Origin of the sequence: Billgrantia pellis (assembly GCF_008297955.1) — a bacterium.
In the GTDB taxonomy this organism is placed as follows: domain Bacteria; phylum Pseudomonadota; class Gammaproteobacteria; order Pseudomonadales; family Halomonadaceae; genus Halomonas; species Halomonas pellis.
Map to the genome: position 1 here is coordinate 261287 of NZ_VTPY01000006.1, position 13831 is coordinate 275117.

Genomic DNA, 13831 nt, shown 5'->3' on the forward strand with positions numbered 1-13831 from the left:
GAGGCGACATGCTGAGTCTTTTCGTGGTGGCGCTGGCCAGCGCCACCCTGCTGCCGGGAGGCTCCGAGGTCTGGCTGGCGCGCCTCTGGTGCCTGGGCGAGCCGGAATCGATGCTGTGGTTGGTGGCCACGGTCGGCAATACCCTTGGCAGTCTGGTCAATGTCTGGCTGGGGCGCTATGCGCGCCGTTTCCAGCACCGCCGCTGGTTTCCCGCCTCGCCGCAGGGGCTGGTCCGTGCCGAGCGCTGGTACCTGCGCTTCGGCGAATGGAGCCTGCTGGCGAGCTGGGCACCGGTGATCGGCGACCCGCTCACCGTGCTGGCAGGCATATTCCGTCTGCCCTGGTGGCGGGCCATCCTGCTCATTGGCCTGGCCAAAGGGGTGCGCTACGCCGTGGTTCTCACTCTGGCCCAGACCTGGCTCGCCCCCCTGTGCCGCTGATCGTCGGGCCGCCTGTGTGCCGTTACCTTGTCAGAGCACGGACGGCAGCCAGGTGGCCAGCCCCGGGAACAGCGCCAGCGCCACCAGCATGGCGAGCTGGAGCAGGATGAACGGTATTACGCCGCGATAGATGGTCGAGGTGGGTATCGATTCGGGCGTCACGCCCCGCAGGTAGAACAGCGCGAAACCGAACGGCGGAGTGAGGAATGACGTCTGCAGGTTCACCGCGATCATGATGCCGAGCCAGATGGGATCGAGGCCCATCATGAGCAGCACCGGTCCGACGATGGGCACGACCACGAAGGTGATCTCGATGAAATCGAGAATGAAGCCGAGCAGGAAGATCACCAGCATCACCACCAGCGTCGCGCCGACGACGCCGCCGGGTAGCGCCTCGAAGAGACCGGTGACCAGCTCTTCGCCACCATAGGCACGGAATACCAGCGAGAACAGCGCCGCGCCGATCAGGATCAGGAATACCATGCTGGTGACCTGCGCGGTGGTCCGTACCACCTCGCGCAGCATCGGCAGGTTCAGGCGGCGGTTGGCCAGCGCCAGCAGGAACGCACCGGTGGCGCCCACCGCCGAAGCCTCGGTGGGTGTGGCGAGGCCCGCAAGGATCGAGCCCAATACGGCGACGATCAGCAATACCGGCGGGATCAGCCCCTTGAGTAGCATCGGCAGCAGGTTGCCGTTATGGCCGAGCTCCTGCTTGAGTGCTTCGCGGTCGGCCGGCGGCGCGCTTTCCGGCTTCCACCAGGCGATCGCCAGAAGATAGAGGATATAGGCCACGACCAGCAGCAGGCCCGGTATCAATGCGCCGACGAACAGGTCACCCACCGACACCGTCTTGGGGCTCCATACGCCCATGGCGAGCTGGGCACGTTGATAGGCATTCGACAACACGTCGCCCAGCAGTACCAGGGCGATGGAAGGTGGAATGATCTGGCCGAGGGTGCCGGTGGCGCAGATGCTGCCGGTGGCGAGTGCCGGTGAGTAGCCGCGCTTGAGCATCGTCGGCAGTGACAACAAGCCCATGGTGACCACGGTGGCGCCGACGATACCGGTGGAGGCGGCCAGCAGCATGCCGACCAGGATCACCGAAATCCCCAATCCACCGCGCAGTGAGCCGAACAGTAGCGCCATGGCGTCGAGCAGAGTCTCGGCGACCCGCGATTTTTCCAGCAGTACGCCCATCAGCACGAACAGCGGCACCGCCAGCAGCGTCTGGTTGGTCATGACGCCGTAAAGCCGGTTGGGCATGGCGCCCAGCATGCTCGACTCGAAGGGCACCGGGATGCCGAACTGCAGCAATAGATGCCCCAGTCCGGCGAACATCAAGGCGGTGCCCGCGAGAGCCAGGGCTACGGGGTAGCCCAGCATCAGCACTGCGCACACGGCGAGAAAAAGAAACAGCGGCATGAATTCGAGCAGTGCTTCCACGGTCAGAGCACCTCGTCGTGAGCGGGAGTGTTGCCCGGCGCCTGGCCGCGCAGGATCATGATTTGGCGAATGATCTGCGCGACTCCCTGCAGCAGCAATAGCGCCATCATCACGAGAATCAGCGTCTTGAGCAGGAATACGTAGGGCATGCCGCTATCCGAAGAGCGCTCGAGGATCGCCCAGCTGCTCTTTACATAGCCGAAACTGCCGATGGCGATGAACAGCGTGACCGGTATCAGCAGAAATAGGGTGCCAAGCAGATCGATCCAGGCGCGGCCGCGGGCGGAAAGCCTGCGATAGAAGATATCGACGCGAACGTGGCCGTCATGGCGCAGGGTCCAGGCGGCCCCCAGCATGAACACCATGGCGTGCATGAACATGACGCTCTCCTGCATCACCGTGCTGTGCATGCTGAAGACGTAACGCATCACCACAATGGCAAACTGGACTGCCATCATGGCGAACACCAGCCAGGCGATGGATCGGCCCACGACCTCGGTAAAGCCGTCGAGCCATGCGAGCAGGACCGGATCACGGTTCGCGGTTTGCATGGGGAAGTCTCGTATCAAAGCAAAACAAGGGACGCATCATCGCCGATTCGGCGCCGGGCGTCATCCCTGCGCCTCAACGCCAGCGCCCTAGCCGCTCGGGTGGGCTAGCGTGACTGCGCCTTCAGCATCGCCTGCAGGATCTCTCGGCATACGGCGGGCAGCTCAACGTCGACGGCGATCGGCAGATGATCGGAAAAGAGATGGTCGAGCACCCGGACGTCGCACGCCTTCAATGAGCTGGAAATCAGGATATGATCCAGCGCCCGGCGCGGTTGCCAGGAGGGGTAGCTGAGCAAGGGACGAACCGGATGCAGCGGCAGCGAGGCACAGAAGCGCGTATGCGTATGCAATTGATCCGGCGTGCAATTGAGGTCACCCATCACCACCACGTGACGCAGGGGCTGGATGATCTCACTGAGATAATCCAGCTGGCGCACCCGACCGCGATGGCTCAGCGCCAGGTGGGCGACGAACAGGTGAAGGGCGTCGGGGCCATCGCCGTAGCGGGCATGGATGGCGCCGCGACCGGGTAGCGTGCCCGGCAGGCGATGCTCCTCGATCCGGGTGGGGGCCAGGCGCGACAGCAGGCCATTGCTGTGCTGGGCGAAGCGGCCCAGGTTGCGGTTGAGCTGCTGGAAGTGATGGGGAAAGCCGCCGCGCGTCGCCAGGTATTCGACTTGGTTGATGTGACTGGAGCGGAAGCTGCCGCCGTCGACCTCCTGCAGACCGACGATGTCGAAGCGGCTCAGTACGTTGCTGACCATGTCCAGGCGTCGCATTCGCTGGGGATGCGGCAATAAGTGCTGCCAGCTGCGCGTCAGGTAGTGATGGTAGGCCGAGGTCTGGATACCGACCTGCATGTTGAAGGTGAGCAGCTTCAGGTGCCCACCCTCCAGGGGCGGCGTCCTGGCTTCGGCCAGGTGTAGCGATTCGGAGGACACGTCAGCCTTGGCGCTCCTGGCGTACGCGTTCCACCAGCGCATCGGCGACTTGCGGCATATTCTCCAGACTGCCGGCGCTGCTCGGGGTTACCAAGTAGCGGCCGTCGATGACCAGGGCCGGTACGCCCATCAGGCGCATGGTGCGCATGCGTGCGTGGGCCTGGTTGACCTTCGCCTTGACGCCGAACGCATCCAGCGCCTGGCGCACCTCGTCTTCGCTGACGTCGTACTGACTGAGGAACTTGGCGATGCTGTCGGCATTATTCAGCTTCTGGCCGTCCTGGTGAATGGCGCTGAAGATGGCGCCATGGGCCTCATCGTGGATACCGAGCTCCTCCGCGGCGTAGAACATGCTGGCATGCGTGTTCCAATCGCCGCCCATGGTGGCCGGCATACGGCGAAAGGCGACGTCGTCGGGCTGCTCGGCGACCCAGGCATTGAGCGGCTCCTCCAGGTTGTAGCAGTGCGGGCAGCCATACCAGAACACCTCGGTGACTTCGATCTGGTCCTCCTCGACCTGGGTCTCGACCGGCTCGGGCAGCATCTCGTAATGCTGGCCCTCGACCAAGTTGTCGGCTGCCGCCAGTGAGGCGAGGCCAAGACCGGCGATGGCGATCAGGGCGGACTGAAGCGTGCGAAATGGCTTGAACATGAACTCTTGACTCCTTGAAAGGGCCGCATGGAAGCGGTTGGCCCACCGGTACCGCTGCGAGCGCCGCCATCGATCACTTTGAGCCTGGCCGGCCGCCGCGGTTCCCGAGAGAGGGGAAACGCAGAAGGCGGCCGAAGCCGCCTTCCGTCGGCCTCGGGCCGGCCGATGTCAGCAGCGCTGCACTCAGTGCAGGCCGTGAATGTAGTTGGCCACGGCCTGCATGTCGGTATCGCTCATCTTGGAAGCGATGTCGCCCATCATGCCGTTGGGATCGTTGTTGCGCTCGCCGGCAGCGAAATCCTGCAGCGTGGCGACGATATACTGAGAGAACTGGCCTGAAAGGGCCGGGTAGATCGCGGTATGGATGCCGGCACCGGTCGGGCCATGGCAGGCCGCACAGGCGGGAATCCCTTTGGCCATGTCGCCGGCGCGGTAGAGTTCTTGTCCACGCATGAGGGCTTCCTCGGCCGGGTCGGCCTGACCGACGTTGGCGTCCTGCTCGGCAAAGTAGGCGGCGACGTCCCAGGCGTCCTGGTCGGAGAAATCGTCGACCTGCCCAGCCATTTCCGGTACCAATCGGTGGCCGTCGCGAATATCCATAACCTGCTTGGCCACGTAGGACATCTGCTGGCCGGCCAGGTGAGGGAAGGAGGGACTGGAGCTGATGCCGTTCTGGCCGTGGCAGGCCGCGCAGCTCTGCGCCTTTTCACGACCGGCGGCAGCGTCGGCGTCCGCTTCCGGATCCGCATGGGCGACGCCGACGGCGCCGAGGGTAAATGCCAGGCTTGCCAGTAGCTTTCTCATCGCTGTTTCACTATGCCTTATAGGTTACCGGTACGCATCCTGGGTGCCGCCCGGGCCTCACGGGATCCAGGTCGGGCTCGCCCCGCTGCTCGGCGCGCCGTCTCGGCGGTCGCTGCCGGCAAGAGCACGGTGGTACACTAGCGCGCCCAGGTCGCAGATAAAAGACACTGCATTATAACGAAACAAGCCGGCATCGGGAATGCGATCAAGACCCGACGGTGCCGCCCTGATGCCAACCGGTCCCATACTGACGCCATGACACGACTCAATTACCAGACTGCGCGCTTTCTCACCAGCGCGCCGACGCTCGCCCAGTGCCCTCCCGACACCGGCGCCGAGGTGGCCTTTGCCGGCCGCTCCAACGCCGGCAAGTCCAGCGCCATCAACGCCCTGACCCGGCAGAAGTCGCTGGCGCGCACCTCGCGAACCCCGGGGCGTACCCAACTGATCAACTTCTTCACGCTGGGGGACGACAGCGGCCGTCGCCTCGTCGACCTGCCCGGCTACGGTTATGCCAAAGTGCCCGAAGCGGTCAAGCGCGAGTGGCAGCAGCATCTGGCCGAGTACCTGCGCGGGCGCCACTCCCTGCGCGGCCTGGTACTGGTGATGGACGTGCGCCGTCCGCTGACCGAGTTCGACCAGACCCTGTTGGGCTGGGCCGACGATCAGGACATGCCGGTTCACATTCTGCTGACCAAGGCCGACAAGCTGAAGTCGGGGGCGGCCAAGAGCGCCCTGCAGCAGGTGCGCAGTCGGCTGCGGGAGTGGGAGGACCTGGTCACGGTGCAGCTGTTCTCATCGCTCAAGCGTCAGGGCATCGACGAGGCCGGCGTGCGCCTCGACGACTGGCTGGCGGACGCCGAGATCTAGTGCGGCCGGCCGGTCAGGTGGAACAGCAGATCGGGCAATTCGCGGATATGGTCGAGCCGATGCACGCCGGGCGGCATGGGCGTATCGTCCACGTGGGGGGATATCCACGCCACCTGCATGCCCAGGCGTCGGGCCGGCTCGACGTCCTCGCGCCAGGAATCGCCCACGTGCAGCGCCCGGGCAGGCGAAGTGGCGAGCCGGGCCAGGGCGGCAAGGAAAGGGCGCGGGTCGGGCTTGGGGGCGAGCATGGCGCCGGCGGCGATGGCGACTGGAAAATGGCGGCCTAGCGTCAGACGCTCGATCTCGACGTTGCCGTTGGTGATGCTGGCCAAGCGATAGCGCTCGCCCAGCGACGTCAGTAGCAACTCGACTTCCGGATGTGGCGTGACCCGATGGCGAAGCGCCAGGAAGCGTGCCATCGCCGCGTCGGCCCACTGCTCCACCGCGACCGGATCGAGGCCGTACTCTCTCAGCATTTCCTGAAGTGCCCGTTTGCGCAGCCAGGTGAAGTCGCCGCGGTGCAACGGGTGAGCACGAGCCAGTGCCCGGCGGTGCTGTTCGAAGCTCTCCAGCGGGAAGCGTTCGGCAAAGCGCGGCGAGCCGGATTCTCCACGATTCTGCAGCCAGCCGGCGAGCTCGCGGTCGAGCCACTCGTAGTGGCCGAGCTCGGTGGCTACCATCACGCCGTGGTTATCCCACAGGGTATCGTCGAGGTCGAAGGTGATGGCCTCGAGGCGCATGGTCTGACGGGTCATGGCATATCCGATTCGTCGCGGCGACGGCGCGCGCGCGGGTGCGCGGCATCGTAGGTCGTCGCCAGGTGCTGCCAGTCGAGCTTGGTGTAGATCTGGGTGGTGGCGAGGTTGGCATGGCCCAGCAGTTCCTGCACGGCGCGCAGGTCCTGGCTCGATTCCAATAGGTGACTGGCGAAGGAGTGGCGCAGTCGATGGGGGTGCAAATGCTCGGGCAGCCCCCGGCGGCGTGCCGCCTCGGTCATCCGCTTCTGGATGGCGCGATGGCCGAGCCGCTGGCCACGGGTGCCGACGAACAGTGCCGTCTCGCCGGGTGCGGCCAGCGCCGAGCGACAGGCCAGCCAGGTGTCGAGCGCGCGGCGGGCGCTACGCCCCACCGGTACCTGGCGCGGCTTGCCGCCCTTGCCGATCACCCGCACGCGGCGGCTGTCCAGGTCGCCGAGATCGAGCCCCGCCAGCTCTGCGAGGCGCAGGCCGCTGGAGTAAAACAGCTCCAGCATCGCCTGATCGCGCACCGCCAGCGGTGAGCCGTCGTGGGGCGTATCGAGCAGCCGGCTAAGCTGATCGATATCCAGCGGCTTGGGCAGGTGCGCGGGCTGGCGCGGGGTTGGCACCAGCTCGGCCGGGTTGTGACCGAGCCGTCCGCTCTCGACTAGGTGACGGGAGAAGTGCGATACCGCCGCGCGGCGCCGTGCCAGGCTGCGAGGCGCCAATCCGCGGCTGCGCTCGGCGCCGAGGAAACGCCGGATCAGACCGGCATCGAGCTCGGCGCCGTCATCGACGCCGCGCGCCTCGAGGAACTCGGCCATCGCCTCGAGATCGCGTCGGTAGGCGCTCACCGTGGCCGGGCTGGCGGTGTGCGCCAGTGCCTCCAGGCAGGCGCCGAGTTGGCGGCGCAAGGGCGTATCAGCCATGTGCCGGCGGGCAGCCCTGGGCGGAGATACCGAGGCGCAGCAGCAGCCGCGCGAGCACGTCGCCGAGATACTCGGTGAACAGGGTATCCATGCTGGCGCGAAAATGGTCCGGGTCGGGGCTGGCGAGCACCAGGTAGCCCATCGGTTCGCCCAGGGTCAGCCGGGTCAGGGCGCAGGAGCCGGCCTGGCGCGGCGGGCGTACGTGGGGCAGCAAACGTCCCCAGTCGGTGGGCGTCAGCCGCGTACAGCGGCTGGTGCGTCCATCAAGCAGCGCGGCGAGGCGCACACCGGCATGCTCGTCGAGAACCTGGCGCGGCGGCTGAGGCGGTAACGGCTCTTGGTCGGTGAACTGCGCCGGGCACCACAGCGCCACCGCCGGAATCTGGAAGCGCTCGGCCATTTGCGTGGCCAGCGCCTGACCCAGGGCATCGGCGTCCTCGGCCTCCAGCAATGCGAGCACCAGCTCACGGGTACGGCGATACTGCGCCTCGTTGTGGCGGGCCGACTCGAGCAGCTGTTCCAGCCGCCATTCGGCCTGCTCGGCGCGGCGTCGCAGGTCGTAGACCAATCGCTCGAGCAGCGAGGTAGTGCCGTGGGCTTCGGGATGCGGGACCTTGAGTTGCTGCAGCAGGCCCTCGCGGCCGACGAAGAAATCGGGATGTCGGGCGAGCCATTCGGCCACCCGGTCCGGATCCAGGGTCTTGCGCGGTTCGGGAACGGCTCGGCTCATGCATGGCTCCTTGAATATCGGATGGCCCGGGGCACTTAATCCAGGACGATGCGTCCGTCGAAGACGCGCTCGGCGGGGCCGGTCATGCGCAGCGAGGCGCCTTCGGGCCACTCGATGCGCAGATCGCCACCGCGCAGGTGCACCGTGACCGGGCTCTCGAGCAGCCCCTGGCGAATGCCGCAGGCCACCGCGGCGCAGGCACCGGTACCGCATGCCAGCGTCTCGCCGCTGCCGCGCTCGAAGACCCGCAAGCGAATTTCATGGGGGGTGACGACCTGCATGAAACCGACGTTGACCCGCCGCGGAAAGCGTGGATGGCGCTCGATTCGCGGTCCCAGTCGCTCGACGGGGGCGGAATCCACGTCGTCGACCCGCAGCACCGCGTGGGGGTTGCCCATCGAGACTGCGCCGATCGGGTAGGTCTCGCCGTCCACTTCGAGAGCGTGCCTCGGCAGGTCGCGCTCCGCCTCGAAGGGCAGCGCGTCCGGCGCGAAGCGCGGGGCGCCCATGTCCACCGTCACCTGCCCGTCATCCTGCACCACCAGCGCCAACGGACCGCCCGCGGTCTCGACGTGAATCTCGCGCTTGTGGGTGAGGCGCTGGTCGCGCACGAAGCGGGCGAAGCAGCGCGCGCCGTTACCGCAGTTCTCCACCTCGCTGCCGTCGGCGTTGTAGATGCGGTAGCGGAAGTCCATGTCGGGGTCGCGCGGCGGCTCGACGAGCAGCAACTGATCGAAGCCGACGCCGAAGCGACGGTCGGCGAGCCGGCGGATCTGCTCGTCGCGCAGCCGAGCCCGCTGGGTGACCAGGTCGACCACCATGAAGTCATTGCCGAGGCCATGCATCTTGGTGAAGTGCAGCAGCATCAGGGCGACTCCCCGGCCTGCGTCGGCGCGGCCTCGGGCAGCAGCGACTCACCGGCCCACAGCGACGCCACGCTCTCGCGGCGGCGTACGATATGGAAGGCGTCGCCGTCGACCATCACCTCGGCGGGGCGCGGCCGGCTGTTGTAATTGGAAGCCATGACGAAGCCGTAGGCGCCGGCGGAGCGTACCGCCAGGAGGTCGCCGGCGCCGATGGCCAGCTCGCGCTCCTTGCCCAGGAAGTCGCCGGTCTCGCATACCGGGCCGACCACGTCGTAGACGGCGCTCTCGCGCAGCGTCCGGGTATCCACCGGGATGATCGCCTGCCAGGCCTGGTACAACGACGGTCGAATCAGGTCGTTCATGCCGGCGTCGACGATGGCGAAGTTCTTGGTCTCGCCGGGCTTCAGGTATTCCACCCGTGTCAGCAGCACACCGGCGTTGGCGGCAATGGAGCGGCCCGGCTCGAACAGCAGCGTCAGGCCGGCGCCGTGTTTCCACCGGGCCAGACGCTCCAGCAGCGAGGCGGCATAGTCGAACGGTTGCGGCGGTCGTTCGCCGCGGTAGGGCACGCCCAGCCCGCCGCCCAGGTCGAGATGCTCGATGGTGATGCCTCGCTCCCGCAGGCGCTCGAGCAACACCAACAGCCGATCCAGGGCATCGAGGAAGGGGGCAAGTTCGGTGAGCTGCGAGCCGATATGGCAGTCCAGCCCCACCACTTTCACTGCCGGAAGCCGGGCGGCCAGCTCGTAAACGGACACCGCCTCCTCCACCGGGATGCCGAACTTGTTGTCCTTGAGCCCGGTGGAGATGTAGGGATGGGTGCCGGCGTCGACATCCGGGTTGACCCGCAGCGATACCGGCGCCACCTTGCCGAGCCGCTCGGCCACGGCATTGAGACGCTCGAGCTCGGGGCGCGACTCGACGTTGAAGCACTTGATGCCCGCCTCGAGCGCGCGGGCCATTTCGCCCTCCTGCTTGGCCACGCCCGAGAACACCACCTTGGCCGGATCGCCGCCGGCGGCCAGCACACGCTCTAGCTCACCCCCCGAGACGATGTCGAAGCCGGCGCCCAGACGTGCCAGCAGGCCCAGCACCGCCAGGTTGGAGTTGGCCTTCACCGCGTAGCAGATCAGGTGGGGGTGGCTGCCCAGCGCCTCGGTGTAGGCGCGAAAGTGCCGCGCCAGGGTCGCCTTGGAGTAGACGTAGCAGGGCGTGCCGACCGCCTCGGCCACCCGCATCAGCGGCACTTCCTCGCCGTAGAGCACACCGTCGCGATATTCGAAGTGATCCATGGTTCAGTCCGTGTCCTCGTCGGCATCGTCTTCGGCCTGCTCGCCCTGCTGCGCAGCGCCGTCATAGCGCTCGGCGGCCCGCTCGTCGTCGGGCAGGTAGAGCGGCCCCTTCTGGCCGCAGCCGGCCAGCAGCGCGAGCGCCAGCGCGGCCAGCGCCACCGCCCGGCTCATGCCTCGCGCCCCAGCGCTGCCAGGGCTTCGCGGGCACGCTGTGCAGCGGCGCGCACCTGATCCGGCGCGGTGCCGCCGATATGATGGCGCGCTGACACCGAGCCTTCCAGCGTCAGCACGTCGAAGACATCGGCTTCGATGGTGTCGGAGAACTGGCGCAGCTCGTCGAGACTCATCTCGGAGAGATCCTTCTTCTCGCGAATGCCGAAGGCCACCGACTGGCCAACGATCTCGTGAGCGTCGCGGAAGGCCACGCCGCGGCGCACCAGGTAGTCGGCGAGATCGGTGGCGGTGGAGAAGCCGCGGCGTGCCGCTTCATACATGTTCGCCTTGCGTGCCTCGATGGCGGGGATCATGTCGGCGAAGGCCTTGAGGCAGTCGCGCACCGTGTCGAGGGTATCGAACAGCGGCTCCTTGTCCTCCTGGTTGTCCTTGTTGTAGGCCAGCGGCTGCGACTTCATCAGCGTCAACAGGGCCATCAGGTGGCCGTAGACGCGCCCGGTCTTGCCGCGCACCAGCTCGGGCACGTCGGGATTCTTCTTCTGCGGCATGATCGACGAGCCGGTGCAGAAACGGTCGGGCAGATCGATGAAATCGAACTGGGCGCTGGTCCACAGCACCAGTTCCTCGCTCATGCGCGAGAGATGCATCAGCAGGATACTGGCGAAGCTGGTGAACTCGATGGCGAAATCGCGATCGCTTACCGCGTCGAGCGAGTTCTCGGCGGGGCGCTCGAAGCCCAGCAGCTCGGCGGTGACGTGACGGTCGATGGGGTAAGTGGTGCCGGCCAGGGCGGCCGCTCCCAGCGGCATCACGTTAACCCGACCACGACAGTCGAGGAGCCGCTCGTGGTCCCGGGCGAGCATTTCCTGCCAGGCCAGCAGGTGGTGGCCAAAGGTCACCGGCTGCGCGGTCTGCAAGTGGGTGAAGCCGGGCATGATGGTGTCGGCCTCGCGTTCGGCGAGCGCGATCAATCCTTCGCGCAGGCGCTTGAGTTCCACCTCGACCACGTCGATCTCGTCGCGCAGGAACAGGCGGATGTCGGTGGCCACCTGGTCGTTGCGCGAGCGGCCGGTGTGCAGCTTCTTGCCGGTGATACCGATCTTGTCGGTCAGGCGTGCCTCGATATTCATGTGCACGTCCTCGAGCCTGACCGACCACTGGAACTCGCCGCGCTCGATCTCGCCGCGAATTTCGGTCAGCCCCGCGACGATGGCGTCGCGCTCCGCGTCGGTCAGTACGCCCACCCGCGCCAGCATGGTGGCATGGGCGACGGAGCCCTGGATGTCCTGCAGGGCGAGTCGCTGGTCGAAATCGACCGAAGCGGTGAAACGTTCGACGAAGGCATCGGTGGGCTCGCTGAAGCGGCCGCCCCAGGACTGGTTGGTGCCGGGGGGTGTGGAACTAGGGCTCATCGGCGTGGGCATCCTGCGTGTTGCATGCGGTGGCGATCTCGGGGCCGCGCGCGGCGGCCAGGTCTTGGACTTGCAGTGTACCAGAGTCGGCGGATGTGGCGAGGGGCGCCGCCAGTGTGACGTCCTGCCCGGTTTTTCCTGCTTCGTCCGGTGCTTTATGATGAAGTCAATGTCCATCTTACGACCGCGACCGTGACCGGCCGCGGTGACAACCGCCGAGCCGGGTCATCGCGCCCGCTGCAGGGAGAACCACGTGCGATCCATTACCACGCTGCGCATTGCCACCCGCAAGAGTCAACTGGCCTTGTGGCAGGCCGAACACGTTCGCGACCTGCTCATGGCCGAGCATCCCGGGCTCACGGTGGAACTGGTCGCTCTCTCCACCCGCGGCGACAAGATCCTCGATACGCCGTTGGCGAAGATCGGCGGCAAGGGGTTGTTCGTCAAGGAATTGGAGGAGGCGATCCTCGACGGCCGCGCCGATATCGCCGTGCACTCGATGAAGGACGTGCCCATGCACTTCCCCGAGGGCCTGGGGCTGTCGGTGATCTTCGCCGGCGCCGAGCCCACCGACGCTTTCGTCTCCAATCAGTACGCCTCGCTGGATGAACTGCCCCAGGGCGCGCGCATCGGCACTTCCAGCCTGCGTCGCGGCCTGCAGATGCGCGAGACGCGCCCGGACGTGGAAATCCTGACGCTGCGCGGCAACGTTCAGACCCGCCTGGCCAAGCTCGATGCCGGCGAGTTCGATGCCATCATTCTGGCGACTTCCGGTCTCAAGCGACTGGGGCTTGGCGCGCGCATCGCCCAGGAATTGCCCCCGGAGGTGTGCCTGCCAGCCTGCGGCCAGGGCGCGCTGGGCATCGAATGTCGCATCAACGACCCGGAGCTGATCTCGCTGCTGGCACCGCTGGACGACCCGATCACCGCGACTCGGGTTCGCGCCGAGCGCGCCATGAATACCCGCCTGGAAGGAGGGTGCCAGGTGCCGATCGGCGGTTACGCCGTCTTCGAGGAGGATGGCCAGACCCTGTGGTTGAGGGCGCTGGTGGGCAACCCCGAAGGCACCGAGGTGCTGCGCGCCGAGGGGCGCGGCTCGATCCACGAGCCGGAGGCGTTGGGCGTGCGCGTGGCCGAGGACCTGCTGGAGCGGGGCGCCGGCGAGATCCTGGCGCAGATCTACGGCGCCTGAATGGCCACCGGACGCCCCGTCTTGATTTGCCGGCCGGGCGAGCGGGCCGGTGCCTTGGCCGCGGCCATCGAGGCCGCTGGCTTTGCCGTGGAGCATCTCGACGCCATGGCACTGGAGGCGCTGCCGGAGACACCGGCGATGCGTAGCGCCTGGCTCGATTTCGACCACTATCACAAGGTCGTGGTGATCAGCCCCTTCGCCGCCGAGTGTGTGCATGAGGCACTCGACCGCTACTGGCCGCAGCTACCGCTCGGCACCGCCTGGTATGCGGTGGGAGCGGCCACGGCCGAACGGCTTCACCGGCGGCTCGGCGTGCGCGTGCAAGTGCCACCGGCGCCGCGTCGCGAGGATACCAGCGAAGCCCTGCTGCAACTGGCCTCGCTGCGTGATCTTGCCGGGCAGCGCGTGCTGTTGGCGGCCGGCGAGGGCGGCCGGACGCTGCTGGCCGATACACTCGCCGAACGTGGTGCGCGCATCACCCGGTTGGCGCTCTATCGCCGCCGGCTGCAGCCCCCGCCCACGATGCTGCAGGCGAAGCTCGCAGCCGGCGATTTCCGGGCACTGGTGGTCAGCAGCGGAGAATTACTCGAACATCTGGCAAGATGGTGTACCGAGGCCACTTTGAACCAACCGCTAATCGTGTCCAGTCACCGTTTGGCTACACTGGCCGACGACTTGGGGTTTCGCACTCCCGTGGTGGCATCGGGTGCCACGCCCGCGGCGCTCGCCAGCGCCGTGGTCGCGGCCTGCGACCAGGAGGATGCCGATGCCGATCACGACGATCTCGAAAAGGGCTAG

At 66.9% G+C, this 13831-nt stretch carries 16 protein-coding genes; 4 read left to right on the forward strand and 12 right to left on the reverse strand.

Annotated features, from left to right (window positions below):
* The first annotated feature begins 8 nt into the window (after positions 1 to 8).
* A complete protein-coding gene (locus F0A17_RS16705) occupies positions 9 to 440 on the forward strand; it encodes a YqaA family protein (protein WP_149329484.1) in 432 nt (143 codons plus the stop codon).
* 30 nt (positions 441 to 470) lie between these two features.
* Here the strand turns inward: F0A17_RS16705 and F0A17_RS16710 are convergent, their stop codons facing one another.
* The 5 genes from F0A17_RS16710 to F0A17_RS16730 all read right to left on the reverse strand — a co-directional run bounded on the left by F0A17_RS16710 (position 471) and on the right by F0A17_RS16730 (position 4831).
* Positions 471 to 1874, reverse strand: a complete 1404-nt coding sequence (locus F0A17_RS16710; protein WP_187774724.1) for a TRAP transporter large permease — start codon at positions 1872 to 1874, stop codon at positions 471 to 473.
* 11 nt (positions 1875 to 1885) lie between these two features.
* Positions 1886 to 2434 carry a TRAP transporter small permease subunit gene (locus tag F0A17_RS16715; protein ID WP_149329485.1) on the reverse strand — a complete coding sequence of 183 codons (549 nt, stop codon included), beginning with the start codon at positions 2432 to 2434 and terminating at the stop codon, positions 1886 to 1888.
* A 104-nt stretch (positions 2435 to 2538) separates the two neighbouring features.
* Positions 2539 to 3294 (reverse strand): endonuclease/exonuclease/phosphatase family protein, encoded by a 756-nt coding sequence (locus tag F0A17_RS16720; RefSeq protein ID WP_228716948.1) that lies wholly within the window; start codon positions 3292 to 3294, stop codon positions 2539 to 2541.
* Positions 3295 to 3376: 82 nt separating this feature from the next.
* On the reverse strand, positions 3377 to 4027 hold the full coding sequence (locus F0A17_RS16725; RefSeq protein ID WP_149329487.1) for a thiol:disulfide interchange protein DsbA/DsbL: 651 nt from the start codon (positions 4025 to 4027) through the stop codon (positions 3377 to 3379).
* Positions 4028 to 4210: 183 nt separating this feature from the next.
* Positions 4211 to 4831: a c-type cytochrome gene (locus tag F0A17_RS16730; RefSeq protein ID WP_149329488.1), complete on the reverse strand. Its 621-nt coding sequence runs from the start codon at positions 4829 to 4831 to the stop codon at positions 4211 to 4213.
* 255 nt (positions 4832 to 5086) lie between these two features.
* Here F0A17_RS16730 and yihA point away from each other — a divergent pair, with 255 nt between their 5' ends.
* Positions 5087 to 5701 (forward strand): ribosome biogenesis GTP-binding protein YihA/YsxC, encoded by a 615-nt coding sequence (yihA, locus tag F0A17_RS16735; RefSeq protein WP_149329489.1) that lies wholly within the window; start codon positions 5087 to 5089, stop codon positions 5699 to 5701.
* On the opposite strand, the gene F0A17_RS16740 is transcribed toward yihA, so the two are convergent.
* From F0A17_RS16740 to argH, 7 genes are read right to left on the reverse strand one after another with little or no spacing between them, the layout of a single operon-like run.
* Positions 5698 to 6456, reverse strand: a complete 759-nt coding sequence (locus F0A17_RS16740; protein WP_228716941.1) for an HAD family hydrolase — start codon at positions 6454 to 6456, stop codon at positions 5698 to 5700. The two genes, yihA and F0A17_RS16740, sit on opposite strands and share 4 nt — an antisense overlap.
* A complete protein-coding gene (locus tag F0A17_RS16745) occupies positions 6453 to 7367 on the reverse strand; it encodes a tyrosine recombinase XerC (RefSeq protein WP_149329490.1) in 915 nt (304 codons plus the stop codon). Before F0A17_RS16745 ends, F0A17_RS16740 begins: the two co-directional genes overlap by 4 nt.
* Positions 7360 to 8097, reverse strand: coding sequence for a DUF484 family protein (locus F0A17_RS16750; protein WP_149329491.1), 738 nt, complete (start codon positions 8095 to 8097; stop codon positions 7360 to 7362). The genes F0A17_RS16745 and F0A17_RS16750 overlap by 8 nt, the downstream gene beginning before the upstream one ends.
* A gap of 35 nt (positions 8098 to 8132) precedes the next feature.
* Complete coding sequence (gene dapF / locus F0A17_RS16755) at positions 8133 to 8963, reverse strand: diaminopimelate epimerase (protein ID WP_149329492.1); 831 nt, start codon at positions 8961 to 8963, stop codon at positions 8133 to 8135.
* Entirely contained in the window at positions 8963 to 10255 is a 1293-nt protein-coding gene (gene lysA, locus F0A17_RS16760) for a diaminopimelate decarboxylase (RefSeq protein WP_149329493.1), read from the reverse strand. Before lysA ends, dapF begins: the two co-directional genes overlap by 1 nt.
* Before the next feature lie 3 nt (positions 10256 to 10258).
* Complete coding sequence (lptM, locus tag F0A17_RS21035) at positions 10259 to 10426, reverse strand: LPS translocon maturation chaperone LptM (protein WP_149329494.1); 168 nt, start codon at positions 10424 to 10426, stop codon at positions 10259 to 10261.
* On the reverse strand, positions 10423 to 11841 hold the full coding sequence (gene argH, locus F0A17_RS16770) for an argininosuccinate lyase (protein ID WP_149329495.1): 1419 nt from the start codon (positions 11839 to 11841) through the stop codon (positions 10423 to 10425). The genes lptM and argH overlap by 4 nt, the downstream gene beginning before the upstream one ends.
* Before the next feature lie 253 nt (positions 11842 to 12094).
* Here argH and hemC point away from each other — a divergent pair, with 253 nt between their 5' ends.
* Together hemC and F0A17_RS16780 are read left to right on the forward strand one after the other, a co-directional pair.
* On the forward strand, positions 12095 to 13033 hold the full coding sequence (gene hemC / locus F0A17_RS16775; protein ID WP_149329496.1) for a hydroxymethylbilane synthase: 939 nt from the start codon (positions 12095 to 12097) through the stop codon (positions 13031 to 13033).
* Positions 13034 to 13831, forward strand: a complete 798-nt coding sequence (locus tag F0A17_RS16780; RefSeq protein WP_149329497.1) for a uroporphyrinogen-III synthase — start codon at positions 13034 to 13036, stop codon at positions 13829 to 13831.